Below are 18,636 nucleotides of genomic sequence, written 5' to 3'. Positions count from 1 at the left end.
TGTTCGTGCTATAATACTATTGGAGGTACCGAAGCCAGAGGGCAGCGGAACACAATCTACGTTTCACTCGTGTTCATTGTGTATCGGCGTTCCGGACAGAGCAAGGTATTTTCTTGACAGAACAGAGGTTTTTTGCTAGAATCACAAACATTGAGAACAGATGTTTATGAATTTATCTTCTATAAAACATAAAGCGAGGACAGCGATATGGCGGCAAAGGCGGCAAGCAAGACGGCAGTGACACAGTTGGAAAATCAGGAGGAGAAGCGGAAGGCGCTGGATGTGGCGCTGACGCAGATCGAGAAGAACTTCGGCAAGGGATCTGTCATGAAGCTGGGCGAGTCCAGTGTCAATAAGAATATCGAGACGATCCCGACCGGTGCGCTCTCTCTGGATATCGCGCTCGGTGCCGGAGGCTTCCCGAGGGGCAGGATCATCGAGATCTACGGTCCGGAGTCCTCAGGTAAGACGACACTGGCACTGCATGCGGTTTCCGAGGTGCAGAAGCGGGGAGGCATTGCCGGCTTCATTGACGCAGAGCACGCGCTGGATCCGAGATATGCCTCGGCGATCGGCGTGGATATCGATAACCTCTACATTTCACAGCCGGATTCCGGTGAGCAGGCGCTCGAGATTGCAGAGACGATGGTGCGCTCCGGCGCGATAGACATTCTCGTCATCGACTCGGTGGCTGCGCTGGTGCCGAAGGCGGAGATCGACGGCGAGATGGGGGATGCCCATGTGGGACTGCAGGCGAGACTGATGTCGCAGGCGCTCCGGAAGCTGACCTCCGTCGTTTCGAAGTCTAACAGCATCCTGATCTTCATCAACCAGCTTCGGGAGAAGGTCGGCGTCATGTTCGGAAGTCCGGAGACGACTGCCGGAGGGAGAGCGCTGAAGTTCTATGCCTCCGTCCGTTTGGACATCCGCCGGGTCGATACGATCAAGGGGAGCGACGGAGAGGCATCCGGCAATCATGTCAAGGTGAAGGTCGTGAAGAACAAGATCGCGCCGCCCTTTAAGCAGTGTGAGTTCGATATTACCTTCGGAAACGGCATTTCCCGCGAGGGGGATGTGCTGGATCTCGCGGTCAATGAGAATATCGTCGAGAAGAGCGGTGCATGGTTCGCGTACAGCGGCAGCAAGATCGGACAGGGCAGAGAAAACGCCAAGGAGTACCTGAGGCAGAATCCGCAGATTCGCACGGAGATCGAGAATAAGGTGCGGGAGAAGTTCGGGCTGCCGGCAGTGGAGTATCAAGAGGAGGCATCCTCCGGGAAGAGCAGCTTCGGGCTGGATGAGGGCTGAGATGAGAGATACGTCTGCATTTCTTGAGGAGTATGGCGGGGTCGGGAGTTATTCCCTTGACCCCGCTTCTCTTTCGGCGCGGGAGCAGCTTCGGAACCGCTGCAGGGAACGCTGCCTCTACCTGATTACCGCTTCGGAGAAGACGGAGAGCCGTCTCAGGGAGAAGCTTCGGCGTTCGGGAAAGTACGATGCGGAGATCATTGACGAGACGATGAATTTCCTGAAGGAGTACGGGTATTTGGATGACCGGCGTTATGCGAGACAGCTGATCGCGTATTATGAGGGGACGAAGTCCCTTCGGGAGATCGAGCAGAAGCTCTGTCAGCGAGGCGTTTCGCGGCAGGATATCCGGGAGGTGATCGCGGAGTATCGTGCCGAAGGAGACAGCGAAGAGACAGAGCTTGCCGCGCTCCGGCACCTGATCCGGAAGAAGTGCCGGAGACAGGAAATGCCGGACGAAGCGGCACGGCGGAAGCTTTTCGCTGCGCTGCTGCGCAAGGGCTTTTCCTATGAGCTCGTGGAACGGGCGCTGCGTCTCGAGCTGGAGCAGGGGCAGATGCCCTTATGAGCAATTTGCTGAAATTTTATTTTGAATTCATGACATTCGTTTCTGTTTCGGCGAATTGCGAATGGCTTCCCTGAACTTTTAAAAATGCTGTGAGAAATAATATTTTCCAAAATTAAATTTTTCTTGACAAAATAAAATGAGTTGTGTAAAATACAATCATCAAGGAGCGATTCGCTGAATTGCAAATGCTTTAGCAGAACGCTTATGCATATGAGAGAAAACAGGAGGTAATAAAATGGCAGCTACAAAGCTTACAGCAGCAGAGTTTGACGAGAAGGTTCTGCGGTCGGAGGTTCCGGTGCTTGTGGATTTCTGGGCGGATTGGTGCGGACCGTGTAAGATGCTTTCTCCCATTATTGCGGAGATCGCCGGAGAGGCAAAGGACTTTAAGGTTTATGCGGTCAATGCGGACGAGGAGTCTGAGCTGATGAGCCGCTTCGGGATCCGCGCGATACCGACCCTGATCGTCTTCAAGAACGGCGAGATCTACAAGCAGAATACCGGATTCATTCCGAAGGAGCAGGTGCTGGATCTCCTGAAGTAACGGATAAGAACGCCGACAGAGTGGTAAGACAGAGAAATGCAGCGGCAGAGGGGGAGGCGGTCAATTTTGGCCGCCTCCTTACTGCCTGCGATCTTTGATCGCAGGAGCCGCATGGCTTAGAGCGCTTCGGGACAATCGCTTGCAATTGTTTCCTTACTGCCTGCGATCTTTGATCGCAGGAGCCGCGCGGCTTAGAGCGCTTCAGGACAATCGCTTGCGATTGTATCCTTTTTGAGACGGAGGGAAAAGATGTATGATATCATTATTGTAGGAGCGGGCACCGCAGGGCTTTCTGCGGCGATTTACGGTGTGCGTGCCGGCAAATCCGTGCTGGTGCTGGAGGCAGCGAGCTACGGCGGGCAGATCGTCAATACACCGGACATCGAAAACTACCCGGGCATTGCACACATCTCCGGCTTCGATTTCGCGACCGGACTCTACAATCAAGCAAAGGATCTCGGCGCGGAGATTCGTTTCGAGAAGGTCATCGGCATAGAGGCGGAGGGCGCAGGGAAACGTGTAGAGACCGGCAGCGGCAGTTATGAGGCGAGGGCAGTGATCCTCGCGACCGGCGCGAAGAATCGTCCGCTCGGGCTCCCGAACGAGCAGGAGCTCGTCGGAAGGGGAGTCTCCTACTGCGCGACCTGTGACGGAATGTTCTTCCGGAATCGCACTGTGGCAGTGAACGGCGGCGGCAATACGGCACTGGAGGATGCGCAGTTCCTCGCAAATTACTGTGAGAAGGTGTATCTGATCCACCGGCGTGACGCATTCCGCGCAGATGTGAAGGAGGTAGAGCGGCTCCGTGTGAAGGACAATGTTGAATTCGTGCTGGACAGCGTCATTACCGCGCTTGAGAGCGATGCCTCCGGGCTCCGTGCGATTCGTGTGAAGAATCAGAAGAGCGGCGGGGAACGGGAGCTCCGGGTAGACGGGCTCTTCGTAGCGATCGGGCAGTCTCCGGACAACGCGGCCTTCGCCCGGCTCGTAAAGCTGGATCCGAAGGGCTATATCGAGGCAGGAGAGAGCTGCCGGACCGAGGCGGCAGGAATCTTCACAGCGGGAGACTGCCGGACGAAGAGTGTGCGCCAGCTCGCGACAGCGGCGGCAGACGGCGCCGTGGCGGCATTGGCGGCAGTGAACTATATCGATGCGGGCTGAATGAGGCGGGCTTTGTAGATCGCGATGCGATACACAGTCCGGGGATGAAAACATAAAAAGAGAGAAAAATATGGCAGAGAATTATGACAATCTGAAATTGGAAAACCAGCTTTGCTTCCCGCTTTACGCCTGCGCGAAGGAGGTGACCCGGCGCTACAAGCCCTTCCTCAGCGAGTTCGACCTGACCTATACCCAGTATATCGTGATGATGGTGCTGTGGGAGCGGAGAGAGGTGAATGTGAAGGAGCTTGGAGATTGCCTGTATCTGGATTCCGGGACGCTGACGCCGCTTCTGAAGCGGCTGGAGCAGAAGGGGCTTCTGAGCAGGGAGCGTTCCCGGGAGGATGAGCGCTCCCTCATTGTCCGCATCACAGAGGCGGGAGATCAGCTGCGGGAGCGTGCCGCCAGGATCCCGGGGGAGATGCGCGGCTGCATACAGCTTGCGCCGGAGGAGATGCGCGTCCTCTATACGCTTTTGTATAAGGTGCTTAACAGTATCGAGGAATCGATGGAGAAGGAGTAACCATGGGGCCCGGCGGGCTGTTTTACAAACGCATACGTGAAGGGGGAGAGGAATCCGCAGAGGGTCCTCTCCCTTTATGAGTTGACATAAATTTATTATTTTATTAAAATTAAATACCAGCGGACACGGGGCTATGTCCTGTTCAATATCAAATATGAGGATTCCATCAGGAGATGTTTACTTCACATATTTGTACATTAACAAAGAAATAGTGAAGGAGGTACGAAAGTGACCAGTACGATTGTTGCTATATTCGCAGCAGCAGCGGCGGCAGGATTCGTCTGCTTTTTTCTGGGACGGAGCAAGGAGAAGGCCGACTATGCGAAGAAGATCGGAACAGCCGAGGAGAAGTCCAGGGAGATCATAGACGATGCCATAAGGACGGCGGAGAACAAGAAAAGAGAGGCGCTTCTGGAAACTAAGGAGGAGGCGCTCCGGGCAAAGAATGATCTCGACAAGGAGATCAAGGACAGAAGAAGAGAGGTAAACGATTTAGAGCGCCGGATGCTGAAGCGGGATGAGGCATCAGAGAAGAAGGCGCAGAGTTTGGAAAAGAAGGAATCGGAGCTTTTACGGAGGGAGGAGAGCCTGAATGGCAGAGAGACAGAGATAGACCGTCTGCACCAGCAGAAGGTGACAGAGCTGGAGCGAGTTTCCGGGCTGACGCGCGATCAGGCGAAGACAGAGCTTTTGAAATCCGTGGAGGAGCGCATCAAGCACGACACCGCGATGCTGATCCGTGAGTATGATAACCGTGCCAGAGAAGAGTCGGAGAAGACGGCGAGGGAGTATATCGTGGAGGCGATCCAGCGCTGTGCGGCGGATCAGGTAACAGAGTCTACGGTTTCTGTGGTGCAGCTTCCGAACGATGAGATGAAGGGCAGGATCATCGGGCGGGAGGGAAGGAATATTCGCACGCTGGAGCAGCTCACCGGTGTGGAGCTGATCATAGACGACACGCCGGAGGCGGTCGTGCTCTCCGGCTTCGATCCGATCCGCCGCGAGGTGGCGCGCATCGCGCTGGAGAAGCTGATCGTGGACGGGCGTATTCACCCGGCGCGGATCGAGGAGGTCGTGGAGAAGAGCCGCAGAGAGGTTGAGGATGCGATCAAGGAGGAGGGAGAGTCTGCCCTGCTGGAGGTCGGTGTACACGGCATCCATCCGGAGCTGGTGACGCTGCTCGGACGTATGAAGTTCCGTACCTCCTTCGGACAGAATGCTCTGCAGCATTCTATCGAGGTGGCGCAGATCACGGGACTTCTCGCCGAGGAGCTCGGACTGGATATCCGGATGGCGAAGCGCGCGGGACTGCTCCATGATATCGGTAAGGCGATCGATCACGAGATGGAGGGAACCCATGTCCAGCTCGGCGTGGATCTCTGCCGGAAGTACCATGAGCCGGAGACGGTAGTTAATGCCGTGGCATCTCACCACGGCGGCACGGAGCCTTCGACGCTGATCGCGAGTCTCGTCGCGGCGGCGGATGCGATCTCTGCGGCACGGCCGGGTGCGCGGCGGAAGTCTCTCGAAACCTATGCGAACCGTCTTCGGGAGCTGGAGGATATCGCCAATTCCTATTCCGGCGTAGAGAAGTCCTTCGCGGTACAGGCGGGACGCGAGGTGCGCATCATGGTGATCCCGGAGCAGGTCAGCGAGGATGAAATGACGATCATGGCGCATGACATCGCGAAGCAGATTCAGGATCAGATGCAGTATCCGGGCGTGATTAAGGTCAATATCATCCGGGAGTCCAGAGCCGTGGACTACGCGAAATAAAGGGCGCGAAGCGCGGCGAAATTTAAGATACCGATACAGAATCCGTAAGAGATTTTGTATCGGTTTTTTGTTATACTGGGAGAGGCCGCCGCAGGAACGCCTGACGGCGGGGAGACCGTGTATCCGGACAGCGCTATGCTGTCTTCCGGAGCAGAAAAGCATGGAAATTCATTTGAGGCGATAAGATGGAGAAGAGAGGAAAGAGAAGAGGACGGAAGCAGCGGCGCGGCAGGATACTGCGCTTCCTTCGAAATGTCCTTTTTGGGGGTATGCTTCTTTGTCTGGTACTGGGGATCGTCGGCTATACCTTCGTGATCCTGCCAGAGTACCGCAGACTGAAAAAGCTTGCCTATGAGCGGCTTTCCGAAGAGAACATCATGGAAATGACGAAGCTGCCGGATACGGTGGTCTATGATACGAACGGCAAGGCACTGGGACGGATCAATGCCGGAAACTTCGTCTATGTGCAGATCTCGGAGATTTCTCCGGAGCTGCAGAAGGCGTATATCGCGCAGGAGGATCGGAACTTCCTCACGCATCACGGGGTGGATTACAGGGCGACCCTGCGTGCCGCACTGTCGCTTCTGAAAAACCGGGGCAGGATACGGCAGGGCGGTTCGACGATCACCCAGCAGCTCGTGAAGAATACCTATCTCAGCTCCGAGCGTACCTTCACCCGGAAATTCGCGGAAATGATCCTCGCCACGGAGCTGGAGAAGCGCTACAGCAAGGCGGAGATCATGGAGCTCTACTGTAATGTCAACTTCTACGGCAATAACTGCTATGGCGTGGAGGCGGCGAGCCGGCTTTATTTCTCCAAGTCCGCGAAGGAGCTGACGATTCCGGAGGCGGCGACGCTTGCTGGGATCAGCAATGCACCCTCCCGCTATGAGCCGATCCATCATCCGGAGGCGTGCCTGAAAAGGCGGAATCAAGTTTTGAAATCCATGTGGGAATGCGGGGATCTCACAGAGGAGGAATACGCCGGCTATGTGGAGAGCCCGCTGCAGCTCATACCTGGAACGCGGGCGGAGACGACGGAGGATTATCTCTCCTCCTACGCCTTTCATGAAGCAGTGCTTCGCCTGATGGGGCTGAATGGCTTCCGATTCGAATACCTATGGACGGATGCGGCATCACAGGAGGCATACGGGGAGCGCTTCGATGAGAGCTATGCGCTCTACAGCAAGACCATACGCAGCGGAGGCTATCGCATTTATACCACGCTTGATCCGGAGATTCAGGAGAAGGTACAGGCGGAGCTGGATGCCGGTCTTTCCGCCTTTACAGAGCTGCAGGAGAATGGGAAGCCCGCCCTGCAGGGGGCGGCGGCAGTCGTGGACAACCAGAGCGGCTATGTGGTTGCGATGGTTGGCGGCAGGGGCACGGAGGATAAGTACAACCGCGCGTTCCTGAGTGCCCGGCAGCCGGGCTCCGCCATCAAGCCGCTGCTCGACTATGCGCCGGCGATGGATCAGGGCGAGTACAGTCCCGGAACGCTGATCGACGACCATACATTCGAGGGCGGCCCCGCCAATTCCGGCGGACATTATTACGGCATGGTGACGCTTCGCGAGGCAGTGAACCGCTCTCTCAATACGGTAGCATGGCAGGTGCTGGAGGAGATCGGGCTGGATTACGGTCTGTCCTATCTGGAGCGGATGCAGTTTCAGGGATTGGACTGGAGAGACCGGAGCGCGAAGGCGATCTCTATCGGAGGCTTCACGCAGGGTGTGACGCCGGAATATATGGCGAGAGGCTACGCAGCGCTGGCGAATGACGGGGTATTCCGGAGAGACAGCTGCATTCTCCGCATTGAGCAGGTGAAGGAGGGGGAGCCCACGAGGGGACAGGCGCTCGGCACGGAGCAGATCTATCGTCCGGAAACCGCGTATATGATGACGGATGTGCTGAAGGACAGTATCCGTATGCCCTATGGGACAGGACGGGGGCTCGCGCTTGCCGGAGGGATTCCCTGCGCCGGAAAGACAGGGACAACGAACAGCTCGAAGGATACCTGGTTCTGTGGCTACAGCCGCTACTACACGATGGCGGTCTGGGTCGGCTATGATCAGCCGCGGGCGATGCCGGGGGTATACGGCGCGACCTACGCGGGGAAAATTTGGAAAAATGCGATGGACAGGCTGCATGAGGGAAAGGAAGCGCTGGACTGGGAAATGCCGGAAACGGTAGAGCGCCGTACGATTCGGGGGACAGGAATCACGGATCTCTGCTCGCTTCGTTTCCCGGACAGCAGGAAGCGCTACAGCACCGCCGTATCCGGGACAGCGGGGACGGAGCCGGAAAGCCCGGCGGAGCTTCCGTCGGAGAGCCTGCCGTATCCGACAGAGTTCGGCCCGGGCGCCTCTCTCTCGGAGGCAAGCCGCAGCAGACGGGAGACAGAGACGGTATCGCCGCTGCCGGAGCTCACGCAGGAGAATGCGCCGGTGATCGAGCCGGATACAGGTGAGACAGAGGAGGAATCGGAAGAGGAGGACTTCGACTTTCCGGAAATCGTAGAGAGGAAGCCGGATTTTTAGTCTTTTACTGTATAAGTCCCGGTCGCAGTGCACAGGATGCGGTGTGCTTGCGCGCCATCGGACATGTGCGCTGGCGACGACAACAGGTATGAGCATGGAATGACGCGCAAGCGGCATGCTTCACAAAGAGTTTACGCTCCGTTCACAGTTTATTCATATCTTGACGATATAGTATCCATAACTTCAGAGGAGAGTAATCCGAAGAAGAGCTGGAAACGACAGTTTGCCTATATAGATTTTTCATAATTACCCCGGCGGATGCGAGAGCATCTTCCGGGGTCTCCTCATGTCTGCAGGTCGTAAGCCATAAAACGAAATTGTAAACTATAAACGTAGAATAGGTTGACAATAAAAGCGTCTCTTCGTATAATCTTCCCTGTGCAAAACGGCAGGGGAGGTTTTTTATGGATGTTTCGAAGCTGGCGCAGGAAATCATAGACGGACGGAGGCTCGGCAGAGGGGATGCATTGAAGGCGCTCGTCACGGCGGAGCTGGAGCCGCTTTGCTGCGGGGCTGACCGGATCAGGGAGACGTTCGTCGGAGACCGTGTCGATCTCTGTACGATTGTGAACGGGAAATCGGGGCGTTGCAGCGAGGACTGCAGATTCTGCGCCCAGTCCGGACATCACCATACCGGCTGCGAGAGCTATCCGCTCCTGTCGGAGGAGACATTTATCGCAGCGGCACGGGAAAACGAGCAGGAGGGAGTGAACCGCTTCTCTGTCGTCTGCTCCGGAAGAGGGCCTTCGGAGAAGGATTTTTCACAGCTGCTCCGGGTGTTCGAGAGGCTGCATCGGGAGCTTCGGATCGGACTCTGCTGTTCTCTCGGCTTTCTGAGCACAGAGCAGCTTCGGCAGCTGCGCAGGGCGGGCGTCAGCCGCATTCATAATAATATCGAGACCTCGCGGCGCTTCTTCCCGGAGATTTGTACGACGCACAGCTTTTCGGACAAGCTCGAAAATATCCGCCGTGCGCAGCAGGAGGGGTTCTTCGTCTGCTCCGGCGGCATCATCGGCATGGGGGAGAGCTGGGAGGATCGGCTCGATATGGCGCTGACGCTTCATGAGCTTGGCATCCTGTCGATTCCGCTCAACAGCCTGATGCCGGTTCCTGGCACGGCGTTCGGCGGGCAGGCGCGGCTTAGAGAGGAGGAGATCCTCCGGACGGTCGCGATCTTCCGCTACCTCAATCCGGAGGCACAGATTCGACTCGCGGGAGGACGCGCGCTGATGCGGGATCATGGAAGAGAGGCGTTCCGCAGCGGCGCCAGCGCCGGCATTACCGGAAATATGCTGACAACCTCTGGCTCTACGATCCGAAGCGACCGGGAGCTGCTCCATGAGCTTGGCAGGGACACGACGCCGGACTGGGCACGTCCGGCAGGAGAGACAGCTTTTTAAGGAAGTGCAGATTAAATCAGAGAAGCTATGTGTTAATGGGAGTGAGCCGAGAATAAATTGCTGATTCCTTAAGAGGGAGGGAGAAAATGAAGAAAACAGATGTGAGATCCATGAGCCTGATCGCGCTGATGACGGCGCTGATGTGTATATTCGGACCGATGTCGGTGCCGATTGGCCCTGTGCCGGTTTCCCTGACGGTGCTGACCGTCTATCTCGCTGCCTATATTCTGGGAATGAAGCGGGGCAGTCTCGCCTATCTGCTCTATCTCCTGCTCGGGCTGGCGGGGCTGCCGGTACTCTCCGGCTACAGTGGAGGGCTGGGGAAGCTTCTGGGGCCGACCGGGGGCTATCTGATCGGCTTCCTGCCGATGGCAATGCTCTCCGGCTATGCGGTCGAGCGCTTTCCCTCGAGACTGCTTTTGCAGCTCTGCGGGATGCTTCTGGGACTTTTTGTCTGCTACGGTCTCGGGACGGTCTGGCTGTCGGTTGCAGCGGGCATCAGCCTCGGGAAGGCATTTACGCTCGGCGTGCTGCCCTTCCTCGCCTTTGACATCGGAAAGCTTGCTATCGCGGTGCTCGTCGGGAGAGCGGTGCGGCAGAGAATGCAGCAGTCCCTCGCTTTTTCTTGAGCCTGTCCTCCTTGTATGCTACAATAAACGGGATTCCTGCGGAGCTTTCCGCATTTGTAGAGAAAGGGGAGACTATGAATCATTACCAGATTAAGAACAGAAATATCGCGCTCTGCATCATTTTCACACTGATTACCTGCGGCATCTACGGCATCTACTGGATGATCGTGCTGAATGATGACGCAAAGGAGCTTGCCGGAGAACCGTATGCGACGAGCGGCGGTATGGTATTCCTGTTCACATTGATTACCTGCGGCATTTACGGGCTGTTCTGGGAATATAAGATGGGACAGCGTGTGGATAAGATCAAGGGAAATCCGAACGGCTCCAGCGGGATTCTCTATCTCCTGCTTTCGATCTTTGGGCTTTCGATTATCGCCTTCGCACTGGCGCAGGATACGATCAATAATTATTCCACTGGAAATCAGGTGTATATCTGAGATGCTGCTGCTTCTTCTGGGGCTGCTCTATCTCGTTTGGCTGCGCCTGACAGGTCTCGCAGTGCCCTGCGCGTTTCACAGCGTGACGGGACTGCGCTGCCCGGGCTGCGGGATCACGAGAATGCTGCTTGCGCTCTCGAGGCTTCATTTCCGGGAGGCGTTTCAGGCGAATCCCTTTCTGCTTGCGACCTCTCCCCTGCTGCTTTTCCTGATCCTTTTCAGCGGGCGGCAGCAGCGCCGCAGGGAGCCGCTGCCCCGCTGGAGCCGCCGGCTTCTCTGGGGGTATCTTACAGCACTGCTGCTTTTCGGGATTGTCAGGAACCTGTATTCCGTGCTATAATCGCAGGAAAATCGGGTTTTTCGGAGGAAAAAGGCCGATTTAGCGCCATGACCCCGCGGGGCGACGAGGACGACAGTGATCGAAGGATTCGGCGGATGCTGTCGCGGTCGGTGAAGTCGTAAGAGAAAAAGAAAAAAGCGGAATCAAAACCGTAACAGAGCTTTTCTCACTCACGCTTTTTTAGTGTACATTAAAGCGAGAGTGAGGTTTTTTATGTGTGGAATTGTGGGATACATTGGCAGGCGGCAGGCGGCGCCGATCCTTCTCTACGGTCTGTCCAGACTGGAATACAGAGGATATGATTCGGCGGGGCTTGCGGTACGGGAGGATTCCGGTGAGATCGAGACGGTCAAGGCGGTCGGCAGGCTGGAGAATCTTTCCAAGAAGATAGACGGAGGCGGCAGCCTCCGCGGCTCCATCGGTATCGGACATACCCGCTGGGCGACGCACGGCGAGCCCTCGGAACGAAATGCGCACCCGCAGGTTTCGATGTCCGGTGCGGTGACGCTCGTACACAACGGCATCATCGAAAACTTTCAGGAGCTTCGGGAGAAGCTGCAAAAAAAGGGCTATCATTTCGGCTCCGAGACGGATACCGAGGTCGTGGCGGATCTCGTGGAATATTACCTCGGGAAGTATCAGGAGGGGCCGATCGCAGCGATCGCCCGCGCCATGCTGCATATTCGCGGCTCCTATGCCTTTGCGTTTCTTTTCCGGGACTATCCGGAGGCGGTCTACGCAGCGCGGAAGGACAGCCCGATGATTCTGGGGACAGCGGAGGGGGAATGCTTCCTCGCATCTGACATTCCGGCGATTCTTCGCTATACGAGGTCGGTCTACTATATCGGGAATCAGGAGATCGCGCGGCTTTCGGACGGCGCGGTTTCCTTCTACAATCTGGATCAGGAGGAGCTTGAGAAGGAAGCGGTTGAGATCACGATGGATGCGGAGGCGGCGGAGAAGGGCGGCTTCCCGCATTTTATGCTGAAGGAGATCTATGAGCAGCCGAGAGCGGTGCGGGATACGCTCGCTGCCCTGCTGCCGGAGGGAGAGATAGATCCGGAGAAGCTGGGACTCTCGGCAGAACAGCTCGCCGGGGTGCGGGAGGTCTATATCGTCGCCTGCGGCTCCGCCTATCATGTCGGCGTCGCGCTCCGCTATGTGATCGAGAGAATGACGGGGATTCCGGTACGGACGGACATTGCATCCGAGTTCCGCTATCGCGACCCGATTCTCCGTTCGGATGGGCTGTGCGTCGTCATCAGCCAGTCCGGAGAGACTGCGGACTCCCTCGCGGCGCTCCGTGAGGCGAAGGAGAGGGGAGTGCGGACGCTGGGCATCGTCAATGTCGTCGGCTCCTCCATTGCCAGGGAGGCATCGGCGGTCTGCTATACCGTTGCAGGACCGGAGATCGCAGTGGCGACCACGAAGGCGTACAGCACGCAGCTCATCGCGGGCTATGTGCTCGCGATTGCGCTTGCGGAGGCACAGGGCAGGCTCACGGAGGCGCGGCGGAGGGAGCTGCTCTCCGCGCTCCTTCTGCTTCCGGAGAAGATCGAGCGGATCCTCGACGACAAGGAGCGGATCCAGTGGTTCGCCGCGAAGTATGCCGGTGCGCAGGATGCATTCTTCCTTGGAAGAGGGCTGGACTTTGCTGCCGGGCTGGAGGGGTCTCTTAAGCTGAAGGAGATCAGCTATATCCATTCCGAGGCGTATGCGGCAGGGGAGCTGAAGCACGGCACAATCAGTCTGATCGAGAAGGGGACGCTGACGGTCGGCATCCTGACGGAGCCGCGGCTCTATGAGAAGACGCTCTCCAACATGCTGGAGGTGAAGAGCCGTGGCGGTTACCTCATGGGACTCACCTCCTACGGGAACTACAGCATTGAGGACACGGCGGACTTTACCGTCTATGTGCCGAAGACGGAGCCGCTCTTCTCCGTGAGTCTCTCCGTCATTCCGCTGCAGCTCCTCGCCTATTATGTCAGCGTGGCGAAGGGACTGGATGTGGATAAGCCGCGGAACCTCGCGAAATCGGTGACAGTGGAGTAGCAGAGCGCTTCTCGTGCAAAATGTCGAGCGCTTTGCCATGTGTGTGCAAAAAATAAAGGAATCTTCTGAAAAACGTGTACTAAATACAGTGCACGTTTTTTAATTGCATTGTCAGATACGCCGGTATTCGGTATAATATTTTCGTCTATTATAAATGAGGGAGGTATACTTATGGGGGTTTCCACTTTTCAGGGCGGCGTCCATCCTTATGACGGCAAGGAGCTTGCGATGGATAAGGCGATCGTGGACTTTCAGCCGCAGGGACTCATGGTATATCCGCTGGTTCAGCATATCGGTGCGCCGGCGAAGCCGATCGTGGAAAAGGGCGATAGGGTTTTGATGGGACAGAAGATCGCGGAGGCGGGCGGGTTCATATCCGCGCCGGTGATCGCTTCTGTTTCCGGCACGGTAAGGGGCATTGAGAAGAGACTGACTGCCGGCGGAGCCATGGTGGATTCCATTGTGATTCAGAATGATAAGCAGTATGAGGCAGTCCCGGGCTTTGGAGAGCAGAGGGACTATCTGTCGCTTTCGAAGGAGCAGATCGTTGATATCGTGCGGGATGCCGGGATCGTCGGACTGGGCGGTGCCGGCTTTCCGACGCATGTGAAGCTGTCCTCGAAGAAGGCAGACAGGGTTGATTACTTCCTGGTAAACGGCGCGGAGTGCGAGCCATACCTCTGCTCCGACTACCGCGATATGCTGGAGACACCGGAGAAGCTGCTCGGCGGGCTCCGGGTGATCCTGACGATTTTCCCGAGAGCGAAGGGGCTTATATGCATCGAGGACAATAAGCCGGAGGCGATTCGGGTGCTCACGGAGCTTGCGAAGGGAGAGGAGCGGATCGAGGTGCGGAGCCTTCCGGTGAAATATCCGCAGGGCGGAGAGCGCCAGCTGATCCTCGCGTCCACAGGGCGTCGGATCAATTCGGATATGCTGCCGGAGGATGTGGGCGTGATCGTGGACAATGTGGACACCGTCATTGCTGTCTATGAGGCAGTCTGCGAGTCCAGACCCCTGATTCGCCGGATTCTGACCGTGAGCGGCGACGCTGCGGCGAGCCCCGGGAACTTCCGGGTGCCTACCGGCACCTGCTATCAGGAGCTCGTGGACTTTGCGGGAGGCTTCTCGACGGAGCCGGAGAAGATCGTTTCCGGCGGCCCGATGATGGGCAATTCCCTCTTTACGCTGGACATCCCCGTGACGAAGAACTCGAGCAGCATTCTCGCCTTCCGCGAGGACATGGTGGCGGCGAATCCTGCCAGTGCCTGTATCAAATGCGGACGCTGCGTGACAGCCTGTCCGGTACGGCTGATGCCGACGATGATGATGACGGTTTCCATGAACAAGGAATACGAGAAGTTTGAGAAGCTCTACGGCATGGACTGCATTGAATGCGGGAGCTGTACCTATGTCTGCCCGGCAAAGCGACCTCTGACGCAGGCTTTCCGTCAGATGAAGCGGAAGATCAAGCAGGACAGAGCGGAGGCAGCCAGAAAAGCGAAGAATGAGGAGGCGAAGAAGTGAGCAAGATGTTGAATATTTCCTCCAGCCCGCATGTCCGGGACGACAGCAGCACTGCGGAGATTATGCGGGATGTCGCGCTCGCGATGCTCCCGACCACGGTCTACGGCGTGATTCAGTGGGGCGTGCATGCCGCGCTTGTCGTGCTTCTGACGACGGCCGCAGCTGTGCTCGCAGAGTATATTTATGAGAGATGTATGAAGCTTCCGATCACGGTCGGCGATTTCTCCGCCGTGGTAACCGGTATGATCCTTGCGCTGAATTGTCCGCCGGACATCCCGCTCTGGATGCCGGTGCTCGGTGCCTGCTTCGCCATCATTGTCGTGAAGATGCTCTATGGCGGACTGGGCTGCAATTTCATGAATCCGGCGCTTGCCGCCCGCTGCTTCCTGCTGATTTCCTTCGCGGGTGCGATGACCGGCTTCACGGAGCCGGCGGGCGATGCCGTGGCCTCCGCGACACCGCTCGCGATGCTGAAGGCAGGTACGGCATCGCCGGATCTCCTTGCCATGCTGATCGGACGGATCCCGGGCACCATCGGAGAGGTTTCGAAGATTTCTCTCCTGCTCGGCGCGGGCTATCTGCTCCTCCGTAAGGTGATCTCCCCGAAGATTCCGTTGATTTATATCGCTACGGTAGCGGTATTTACCGTGTTTTTTGGCGGGCACGGCTTCGATCCTGCCTACCTCGGCGCGGAGCTGCTCGGCGGCGGACTGATTTTCGGTGCCTTTTTCATGGCGACCGACTATGTGACCTCTCCCATCACACCGAATGGGCAGATCGTCTATGCAGTGATACTCGGACTCCTGACCGGGCTCTTCCGGCTCTTCGGCGGCTCCGCGGAGGGCGTATCCTATGCGATTATCCTGAGCAATATTCTGGTGCCGGCGCTCAATCAGCTGACAGTGCCGAGGGCGCTCGGAAGAGAGGGGGCGAAGGCATGAAAAAGAACTCGTTTGTAAGAGACGCCTGTGTCCTTTGTCTTATTACCCTGATCTCGGGACTGCTGCTCGGCGGTGTCTATGGGATGACAAAGGAAACCATCTATCTCGCGAACAATGCTGCGACCATCGCTTCCTATAAGGAGGTCATGCCGGCGGCGGACTACGATTCGGAGCAGTTTGCCGCTGCGCTCACCGAGGCGATGGAGGCGGGAGGCATATCCGCAGACAATGGCGGCGCGAAGCTGAGCTCTGTCGTCGCGGCGAAGGACGCGGGCGGTGCGGAGATCGGCTATATCCTGAAGGGCAAGGCTGCCGGCTATGGCGGCGATGTCGTCGTGGTAGTCGGCGTGAAGCCGGATCTTACCATTTCCGGCATTTCCTTCCCGGAAACGCTCCCGGAGACCGCCGGACTCGGACAGAAGGCGACGGAGCCTGCGTTCTATGAGCAGTTTGCCGGCAAGGGCACGAAGCTTAGCGTGAAGAAGGGCGGCGGCGCCGGTGAGAATGAGATCGATGCGATCTCCGGTGCGACGATTACAAGCACCGCGGTTGTCAATGTGGTGAATGCGGCGACGGAATTCGTCGAGAGCTTCGTGGTAAAGTGAGGGGGATATGAATAAATATACAGAAAGATTATACAACGGTATCGTCAAGGAGAACCCCACCTTTATTATCATGCTGGGGATGTGTCCGACGCTGGCGACGACCACCAGCGCGATCAACGGTCTCGGCATGGGCGTTTCCACGACTGCCGTGCTGATGTTTTCGAATCTGCTGATCTCTGCGCTTCGGAAGGTGATTCCGGATCGGATGCGGCTGCCGGGGGAGATCGTCATTGTGGCATCTCTCGTGACGATCGTGCAGCTCCTGATGCAGGCGTATGTACCGGTGCTTTATGCAGCGCTCGGCATCTATATCCCGCTGATTGTCGTAAACTGCATTATTCTGGGTCGTGCAGAGGCATACGCGCTCTTCAATGCGCCGCTCGTATCGTTCTTTGACGGGCTGGGCATGGGACTGGGCTTTACCTTCGCGCTGACCGTGATCGGTACGGTGCGGGAGCTGCTCGGCTCGGGCTCCGTATTCGGTATCCGGCTGATCCCGGAGGCGTACCATATCAGCCTCTTTGTGCTGGCACCGGGCGCTTTCCTCGTGCTGGCGATGCTGACGGCGCTGCAGAACAAGCTGCGGCTTCCGTCCGCGACGAACGGCAGAGCGGATACAAATCCGGAATTTACATGTGAGGGCGGCTGCATGGGCGCCTACAGCGCGAGAGAAGAGGCGGCGGAGACTGCGGGAAAGGAGGAGGCTTAAATGTTGAATCTGTTACTGATCGCGATCAAGTATTCCTTGGTCAGCAATGTCGTGCTTTCCCAGTTCTTAGGCATCTGCCCCTTCCTCGGTGTTTCGAAAAAGACGGATTCCTCCAAGGGCATGGGCGGTGCCGTGATCTTCGTCATTGCGATCGCCTCTGTGGTGACGCACCTGATTTACATCGCCTTTCTGAGCGCGGCGAGCCCCCTGTGCAGGGCATTGGGGCTCTCCGACGGACTGGAGTTCCTGAATACTATTGTCTTTATCTTAGTGATCGCAGCGCTCGTGCAGTTCGTGGAGATGTTCCTGAAGAAGAACGTGCCGGCACTCTATGAGTCACTCGGCGTCTATCTTCCGCTGATTACGACGAACTGTGCCGTTCTGGGCGCGGCGCTGAACAGCGTTTCTTACGGCTATAACCTGATTGAGTCTCTGGTTTATGGTCTGGGGATTTCCTGTGGATTTGCACTTGCACTGATCCTGATGTCTACGATCCGTGAAAATATCATCGACGAGAATAATGCGAGGATTCCGCATGCATTTCAGGGCTCTCCGATCGTCCTCATCACGGCGGGACTCATGGCGATCGCGTTTATGGGCTTCAGCGGCCTGATTTAAGGAGGAAAGAATGGTTCAATTCATTATCGTCGCCGCCGTGCTGGTCGGTGCGACCGGCCTGCTGCTCGGACTCTTCCTCGGTGTGGCATCGGAGAAGTTCAGGGTGGAGGTTGATGAGAGGGAGGCGTTGGTTCGGGCGGCGCTTCCGGGAAATAACTGCGGCGCCTGCGGATTTCCGGGCTGCGACGGCTGTGCCAAGGCGATCGCGAAGGGAGAAGCCCCGGTGAATCAGTGCCCGGTCGGCGGCGCCCCCTGTGCGCAGAAGATCGCGGAGATCATGGGCAGCGAGCCGGTCGGAGAGCAGGAGAGACGCGTCGCCTTCGTACATTGTCAGGGAGACTGTGACAAGGCGAAGCAGGTCTCGAAGTACAGCGGCATTGCGGATTGTAATGATGTCAGCATGGCTGCCAGCGGCTCGGAGAAGGCGTGCCCCTACTCCTGCTGCGGCTACGGCTCCTGTGTGAAGGTCTGTCAGTTTGACGCGATCCATGTGGTGAATGGCGTAGCAGTGGTGGATAAGGAAAAATGCACCTCCTGCGGCGCCTGCGTGAAGGCCTGTCCGAAGCATCTCATTCACCTCGTACCCTATAAGAAGAAGCATATCGTGGCATGTGAGAATCATCTCCGCGGCAAGGCGGTCAAGGATGCCTGTGCGATCGGCTGTATTGCCTGCGGCATCTGCGAGAAGAACTGCCCCTTCGATGCGATCCATGTTATCGGCGATCTCGCCGTGATGAACGAGAAGTGTAAGGACTGCGGCATCTGCGCACAGAAGTGTCCGACCGGTGCGATCACGGGTAAGCGTACGGCGAAGCCGGCTGCGCCGAAGCCGGAGAAAGCGGCGGAAGCGGCTGCGGCGACGGCAGGATAAGAGCCGGATGGCGGCAGAGAAGAAAGGAAGAGGAGTCTTCGTTTTGTGTGTTTCACAGAACGCAGGCTCCTCTTTTCTGCGGCG

18 protein-coding genes are annotated in these 18,636 nt (G+C 57.2%); all 18 read left to right on the top strand.

The features are described 5' to 3' along the window. Positions 1-207 precede the first annotated feature (207 nt). Positions 208-1,308, top strand: coding sequence for a recombinase RecA (recA, locus tag HW273_RS10370; protein WP_179012122.1), 1,101 nt, complete (start codon positions 208-210; stop codon positions 1,306-1,308). Position 1,309: 1 nt separating this feature from the next. Continuing rightward, entirely contained in the window at positions 1,310-1,876 is a 567-nt protein-coding gene (locus tag HW273_RS10365; RefSeq protein WP_179012120.1) for a regulatory protein RecX, read from the top strand. Positions 1,877-2,111: 235 nt separating this feature from the next. Beyond that, positions 2,112-2,420 (top strand): thioredoxin, encoded by a 309-nt coding sequence (gene trxA / locus HW273_RS10360; RefSeq protein WP_179012118.1) that lies wholly within the window; start codon positions 2,112-2,114, stop codon positions 2,418-2,420. Between the two features lie 249 nt (positions 2,421-2,669). Beyond that, the gene (locus tag HW273_RS10355; protein ID WP_179012116.1) at positions 2,670-3,581 is read left to right on the top strand and encodes an NAD(P)/FAD-dependent oxidoreductase; all 912 of its coding nucleotides are present in this window, start codon (positions 2,670-2,672) and stop codon (positions 3,579-3,581) included. A gap of 70 nt (positions 3,582-3,651) precedes the next feature. Next, positions 3,652-4,104, top strand: coding sequence for a MarR family winged helix-turn-helix transcriptional regulator (locus tag HW273_RS10350; RefSeq protein WP_179012114.1), 453 nt, complete (start codon positions 3,652-3,654; stop codon positions 4,102-4,104). A gap of 228 nt (positions 4,105-4,332) precedes the next feature. After that, complete coding sequence (gene rny / locus HW273_RS10345; protein ID WP_179012112.1) at positions 4,333-5,880, top strand: ribonuclease Y; 1,548 nt, start codon at positions 4,333-4,335, stop codon at positions 5,878-5,880. Positions 5,881-6,065: 185 nt separating this feature from the next. Then, entirely contained in the window at positions 6,066-8,420 is a 2,355-nt protein-coding gene (locus HW273_RS10340) for a transglycosylase domain-containing protein (RefSeq protein WP_179012110.1), read from the top strand. Positions 8,421-8,824: 404 nt separating this feature from the next. Further along, entirely contained in the window at positions 8,825-9,820 is a 996-nt protein-coding gene (gene bioB, locus HW273_RS10335; protein WP_179012108.1) for a biotin synthase BioB, read from the top strand. An 86-nt stretch (positions 9,821-9,906) separates the two neighbouring features. Next, positions 9,907-10,449: a biotin transporter BioY gene (locus tag HW273_RS10330; protein WP_179012107.1), complete on the top strand. Its 543-nt coding sequence runs from the start codon at positions 9,907-9,909 to the stop codon at positions 10,447-10,449. Between the two features lie 74 nt (positions 10,450-10,523). Then, positions 10,524-10,889 (top strand): DUF4234 domain-containing protein, encoded by a 366-nt coding sequence (locus tag HW273_RS10325; protein ID WP_207718944.1) that lies wholly within the window; start codon positions 10,524-10,526, stop codon positions 10,887-10,889. 1 nt (position 10,890) lies between these two features. Next, positions 10,891-11,229 carry a DUF2752 domain-containing protein gene (locus HW273_RS10320; RefSeq protein ID WP_179012105.1) on the top strand — a complete coding sequence of 113 codons (339 nt, stop codon included), beginning with the start codon at positions 10,891-10,893 and terminating at the stop codon, positions 11,227-11,229. Positions 11,230-11,442: 213 nt separating this feature from the next. After that, positions 11,443-13,281 (top strand): glutamine--fructose-6-phosphate transaminase (isomerizing), encoded by a 1,839-nt coding sequence (gene glmS / locus HW273_RS10315; protein ID WP_179012104.1) that lies wholly within the window; start codon positions 11,443-11,445, stop codon positions 13,279-13,281. A gap of 171 nt (positions 13,282-13,452) precedes the next feature. Continuing rightward, positions 13,453-14,808 carry an electron transport complex subunit RsxC gene (rsxC, locus tag HW273_RS10310; RefSeq protein WP_179012102.1) on the top strand — a complete coding sequence of 452 codons (1,356 nt, stop codon included), beginning with the start codon at positions 13,453-13,455 and terminating at the stop codon, positions 14,806-14,808. Continuing rightward, the gene (locus HW273_RS10305; protein ID WP_179012100.1) at positions 14,805-15,749 is read left to right on the top strand and encodes an RnfABCDGE type electron transport complex subunit D; all 945 of its coding nucleotides are present in this window, start codon (positions 14,805-14,807) and stop codon (positions 15,747-15,749) included. Before rsxC ends, HW273_RS10305 begins: the two co-directional genes overlap by 4 nt. Continuing rightward, positions 15,746-16,354 carry an RnfABCDGE type electron transport complex subunit G gene (locus tag HW273_RS10300; protein WP_179012098.1) on the top strand — a complete coding sequence of 203 codons (609 nt, stop codon included), beginning with the start codon at positions 15,746-15,748 and terminating at the stop codon, positions 16,352-16,354. Before HW273_RS10305 ends, HW273_RS10300 begins: the two co-directional genes overlap by 4 nt. 7 nt (positions 16,355-16,361) lie before the next feature. Beyond that, positions 16,362-17,063, top strand: a complete 702-nt coding sequence (gene rsxE, locus HW273_RS10295; RefSeq protein WP_179012096.1) for an electron transport complex subunit RsxE — start codon at positions 16,362-16,364, stop codon at positions 17,061-17,063. Beyond that, positions 17,064-17,681, top strand: coding sequence for an electron transport complex protein RnfA (locus HW273_RS10290; protein ID WP_179012095.1), 618 nt, complete (start codon positions 17,064-17,066; stop codon positions 17,679-17,681). It begins immediately after the preceding gene. 10 nt (positions 17,682-17,691) lie between these two features. Further along, positions 17,692-18,552, top strand: coding sequence for an RnfABCDGE type electron transport complex subunit B (locus HW273_RS10285; protein ID WP_179012093.1), 861 nt, complete (start codon positions 17,692-17,694; stop codon positions 18,550-18,552). Positions 18,553-18,636 lie beyond the last annotated feature (84 nt).

The organism is Oribacterium sp. oral taxon 102 (assembly GCF_013394775.1).
Lineage (GTDB): Bacteria > Bacillota > Clostridia > Lachnospirales > Lachnospiraceae > Oribacterium.
The sequence above is the reverse complement of the archived record's forward strand: the minus strand, read 5'-3'. Positions and strand labels throughout refer to the sequence as shown.

Coding starts and splice junctions, on each gene's coding strand:
- recA (WP_179012122.1), top strand. CDS start 208: ATGGCGGCAAAGGCGGCAAGCAAGACGGCAGTGACACAGTTGGAAAAT.
- HW273_RS10365 (WP_179012120.1), top strand. CDS start 1,310: ATGAGAGATACGTCTGCATTTCTTGAGGAGTATGGCGGGGTCGGGAGT.
- trxA (WP_179012118.1), top strand. CDS start 2,112: ATGGCAGCTACAAAGCTTACAGCAGCAGAGTTTGACGAGAAGGTTCTG.
- HW273_RS10355 (WP_179012116.1), top strand. CDS start 2,670: ATGTATGATATCATTATTGTAGGAGCGGGCACCGCAGGGCTTTCTGCG.
- HW273_RS10350 (WP_179012114.1), top strand. CDS start 3,652: ATGGCAGAGAATTATGACAATCTGAAATTGGAAAACCAGCTTTGCTTC.
- HW273_RS10340 (WP_179012110.1), top strand. CDS start 6,066: ATGGAGAAGAGAGGAAAGAGAAGAGGACGGAAGCAGCGGCGCGGCAGG.
- bioB (WP_179012108.1), top strand. CDS start 8,825: ATGGATGTTTCGAAGCTGGCGCAGGAAATCATAGACGGACGGAGGCTC.
- HW273_RS10330 (WP_179012107.1), top strand. CDS start 9,907: ATGAAGAAAACAGATGTGAGATCCATGAGCCTGATCGCGCTGATGACG.
- HW273_RS10325 (WP_207718944.1), top strand. CDS start 10,524: ATGAATCATTACCAGATTAAGAACAGAAATATCGCGCTCTGCATCATT.
- HW273_RS10320 (WP_179012105.1), top strand. CDS start 10,891: ATGCTGCTGCTTCTTCTGGGGCTGCTCTATCTCGTTTGGCTGCGCCTG.
- glmS (WP_179012104.1), top strand. CDS start 11,443: ATGTGTGGAATTGTGGGATACATTGGCAGGCGGCAGGCGGCGCCGATC.
- rsxC (WP_179012102.1), top strand. CDS start 13,453: ATGGGGGTTTCCACTTTTCAGGGCGGCGTCCATCCTTATGACGGCAAG.
- HW273_RS10300 (WP_179012098.1), top strand. CDS start 15,746: ATGAAAAAGAACTCGTTTGTAAGAGACGCCTGTGTCCTTTGTCTTATT.
- rsxE (WP_179012096.1), top strand. CDS start 16,362: ATGAATAAATATACAGAAAGATTATACAACGGTATCGTCAAGGAGAAC.
- HW273_RS10290 (WP_179012095.1), top strand. CDS start 17,064: ATGTTGAATCTGTTACTGATCGCGATCAAGTATTCCTTGGTCAGCAAT.
- HW273_RS10285 (WP_179012093.1), top strand. CDS start 17,692: ATGGTTCAATTCATTATCGTCGCCGCCGTGCTGGTCGGTGCGACCGGC.